At 60.0% G+C, this 3,725-nt stretch carries 4 protein-coding genes; 1 reads left to right on the top strand and 3 read right to left on the bottom strand.

What is annotated here, in order from left to right; genetic code table 11:
* From ACRC4F_RS07820 to ACRC4F_RS07830, 3 genes are all read right to left on the bottom strand, one after another.
* A partial coding sequence (locus ACRC4F_RS07820) for a leucine zipper domain-containing protein (RefSeq protein WP_438658795.1) occupies positions 1–550 on the bottom strand: 550 nt, incomplete at its 3' end.
* A gap of 114 nt (positions 551–664) precedes the next feature.
* Positions 665–1,384, bottom strand: coding sequence for an SDR family oxidoreductase (locus ACRC4F_RS07825; RefSeq protein WP_438658796.1), 720 nt, complete (start codon positions 1,382–1,384; stop codon positions 665–667).
* A 170-nt stretch (positions 1,385–1,554) separates the two neighbouring features.
* Positions 1,555–2,760, bottom strand: a complete 1,206-nt coding sequence (locus ACRC4F_RS07830; RefSeq protein WP_438658797.1) for an MFS transporter — start codon at positions 2,758–2,760, stop codon at positions 1,555–1,557.
* Positions 2,761–2,995: 235 nt separating this feature from the next.
* Between ACRC4F_RS07830 and ACRC4F_RS07835 the strand changes: the two genes are divergently transcribed.
* A complete protein-coding gene (locus ACRC4F_RS07835) occupies positions 2,996–3,625 on the top strand; it encodes a hypothetical protein (RefSeq protein WP_438658798.1) in 630 nt (209 codons plus the stop codon).
* Positions 3,626–3,725 lie beyond the last annotated feature (100 nt).

Consider the following 3,725-nt stretch of genomic DNA (forward strand, 5'->3'; position numbering starts at 1 on the left):
CGCTGTGTGCCACTCGACTGTTATCGTCGATGGCAACATGGGCGTATTCCCAGCCGACATGGTAAGAGCGGCCCTTTAGGCGGTCTCGCGTCACTCGATGACCTGGTTTGTTAAAGCGCCCCAGCTTCTTGATGTCCAGGTGAAGCAGGCCTCCGGGCTGAGAGTATTCGTAGCGAATCACCGGCGGTGGCGGTTCCAGGTATGCCAAGCGGTTAAGGCCGTTACGGCTCAATAACCTGCCTACAGTGCTGTGTCCCACCTTCAAGTCCTGGCTGATCTGGCGATAGGTTTTTCGCTGGCGGCGTAGCTCAAGCACTTGTTCCTGGCACTTCTCTGGAAGCGTGTGCGGACAAAACTTGGGGCGGGACGAACGATCCTGCAGTCCTTCCTTGCCTTCAACTCGATAGCGATTAAGCCACTTATAGGCAGTGCGAACACTGACCCCTTGGGACTGAGCTACCTCAACAGGTCTTAAGCCTTCCTCAAGGATTCGTTGAACAAGAAGGGCTCGACCAGAAACGGTTAATCGGGCATTTTTATGAGTGTTCACTCGGGGCCTCCGGGTGCTTGGTTTGGTTCGCACCTCCAATTTCCCGGAAAAGCCCCGAGTGAACAACCTACAGAGAGATCACAGCTAGCTCCCACAGGGGATTTGTGTGGTGACTCAGAACGCGGCTTTACCGATCGAAGAGCCGCCGTCGACAAACAATGTTTGCCCGGTAATAAACCCGCTCTGCTCAGACAACAAAAACGCAATCGCCGCCGCGATTTCGTGCGGCTGCCCGAAACGGCCCATCGGCACACCCGCCAGATACCGCGCTTCGCCTTCGCTGCCCGGCGGGTTGTTGGTGCGGAACAGCTCGGTTTCAGTCGGCCCTGGCGCCACGGCGTTGACGGTCACGCCGGTCTGCGCCAGTTCCAGCGCCCAGGAACGCGTGAAGCTGATCAGCGCCGCTTTGGCCGCCGCGTACGCCGTGCGTTGAGTGATCCCAAGCACGGTCAAACTGGAAATATTCACCACCCGGCCCCAACCCTTGGCGCGCATGCTCGGCAGCAGCGCCTGAGTGGCCTGCAACGCCGAATGCAGGTTGACCCGCATCACGTCGTCGAAGGTGTCGAGGTCGATTTCGCCCAGCACCTGCGGGCGAACCAGGCCGACGTTATTCACCAGCCCATCAAACTCGTACGTCCTGGCCAGATCCGCCAGCACCTCCTGAGTCAGCGTCCTGTCACTCAAATCCAGCGGAAACAGAATGCCGGGGAATGACAGGTCAGGCGTGCGGGCAATCCCGACCACCCGATGCCCCGCGCGGTCCAGATGCTCGGCCACTGCCCGACCAATGCCTTTGCTGGCACCGGTAATGAGAAAGGTACGTCGGGTCATTGCAAACTCCTTGAAAGAACATGTCGCCGGCGCAGGCGGCATTTGAACGGGTCAGCCGCGAATCGCATCCAGCATCGCTTCAGGCTCTGGACGCTGAGTGTAATCCGGGTTGGCCCGGGTCTTACAAGGATCTGCATGGACGAGCTCTTGCCCGCGAAGCTTTTGACGCCTTATGCAGTCGCCAACGAAGCCTTCGGTGAAACACTCAAAAACCGCAACAACGCCAACAGCGGAAACGCACTGCCCACAATCACGATCCACAACCAGCCGCCATGCTCATACACCGCACTGGCCACCGACGAACCAAACGCGCCGCCGATGAAGATGCTGGTCATGTACAACGCATTCAAGCGGCTGCGGCTTTTTGCGTCGAGGGCGTAGACCGCGCGTTGGCCGAGGACCATGTTCATCTGCACGCAGAAGTCGAGCACCACGCCGGTGACTGCGAGGCCGATGACGCTGTAGACCGGGTGGATGAACGCGGGCAGAAAGCTCAGGCTGGCGAACAGCAGGGCCAGCAGCGAAGCGATGCGGGTGTGGCCGGCATCGGCCAGTCGGCCGGCAATCGGCGCGGCGATCGCACCGATGGCGCCGACCAGGGCGAAGATCGCGATCTGGGTTTGCGACAGGCCATGATTGCGCGCCAGCTCCAGCGGCACGGCGGTCCAGAACGGGCTGAACGTGGCAAACATGCAGCCCTGGTAGAACGCGCGCTGACGCAACACCGGTTGTTGGCGCAACAGCGTCCACAGAGAACCGAGCAACTGGCCATAAGAGGCGCTGTGATCAGGCTGGCGCTTGGGAATGGTCAGTGCCAGTACCAGGCTGATCGCCGCCATCAACACCGCCGCGATCACAAACATCGCGCGCCAGCCAAAGTGGTCCGCCACGACGCTGGACACCGGCCGCGCCAGCAGAATCCCCAGCAGCAAACCGCCCATGATCCCGCCGACCACCCGACCGCGTGACTCTTCCGGCGCAAGGTGCGCCGCCAGCGGAATCAGGATCTGCACCGACACCGAACTGAAACCCACCAGCAACGAGATCAGCAAAAACACATTCGGCTGATCGGTGAACGCCGCGCCCAACAGGCTGGCAATCGCCACCACGGTCGTGATGATCATCAGTCGGCGGTTTTCCAGCAGGTCACCTAGTGGCACCAGAAAGAACAGACCCAACGCGTAACCGATCTGGGTCAGCGAAACGATCAGGCTGGCCATGGTGCTGGTCAGGCCGATGTCCGGCGCGATCAGACCGATGATCGGCTGGGCGTAGTAGATGTTGGCCACAATCGCGCCACAGCAAAAGGCGAAGAGCATCACCATGCCTTTGGTCATTGTCGCGGTGCCGTGGGGCACCTGAGTCGCTGGGTTCATAACGTGTCTCGCTGAACAGAAGGGAATGCGCGCAGGCTAAAGTGGTATCTGATTCGGCAGAAGAGGGATTGGAGTGATAGCAATCATTCCTTTGCGGAATGAGTGACGGACCTGAGTGAAGTCCATCGACGGACCTTGCGTCAAAATATCGAGGTCCGATGATACATTCACTTACATCCTGTTCGATAGCGTGCTTATCTTCTCTCCTCACGTTTCCTGACCGGAAGGCACTTCCATGAATGCGATGTTTCGTCACCTTATACGCGGCGCTTCAGTTGTTACCCTGGTCGGCTTGTTCACGGCGGGCCTGGCCCAGGCCGCCGATGCACCGGGCATGCGCATCGGTGTGCGCGGCGAGATCACCGGCGTCAGCCCTGACGTCCTGAAAGTTCACGCCAGCAGCGGCGAAAACGTGGTGATCAACCTGACCCAGGACACCAAGGTCCGCGCCGTTACCCTGGCCAATATTGAAGACATCAAGCCGGGCAGCTACATCGGCTCGGCGGCGATTCCGCAAGACGATGGCACCTTGAAGGCGCTGGAAGTCCACGTCTTTCCACCGGAGCTGGCGGGCAGCGGCGACGGGCATCGGCCGTTTGATCTGGTCAAGGGCAGCAGCATGACCAACGGCAGCGTGGGCGATCTGGTGGTCAGCAATGGCCGGGTGTTGACTGTCAACTACAAGGGCGGGCAGCAGAAGATCCTGGTGCCGGAAGATGTGCCGATCGTGAACCTGATGCCGGGGGATCGCAGTTTGCTGAAAGTGGGCGTGAAGATCGTGACGTTTGTCACCCAGGGGGCGGACGGGACGCTGACGGCGCAATCCATTTCGGCCGGCAAGGATGGCGTCACACCACCGATGTAACGGCGCGTCGAAATCCCTGTGGGAGCGAGCCTGCTCGCGATAGCGTCGGAACATTCAACATCAATGTAGCTGACAGACCGCTATCGCGAGCAGGCTAGAT

Source organism: Pseudomonas sp. (assembly GCF_051660785.1).
Taxonomy (GTDB): domain Bacteria; phylum Pseudomonadota; class Gammaproteobacteria; order Pseudomonadales; family Pseudomonadaceae; genus Aquipseudomonas.

What these genes read in the sequence shown, in the direction of transcription:
- ACRC4F_RS07825 (WP_438658796.1), bottom strand. Translation starts at nt 1,384, where the DNA reads ATGACCCGACGTACCTTTCTCATTACCGGTGCCAGCAAAGGCATTGGT.
- ACRC4F_RS07830 (WP_438658797.1), bottom strand. Translation starts at nt 2,760, where the DNA reads ATGAACCCAGCGACTCAGGTGCCCCACGGCACCGCGACAATGACCAAA.
- ACRC4F_RS07835 (WP_438658798.1), top strand. Translation starts at nt 2,996, where the DNA reads ATGAATGCGATGTTTCGTCACCTTATACGCGGCGCTTCAGTTGTTACC.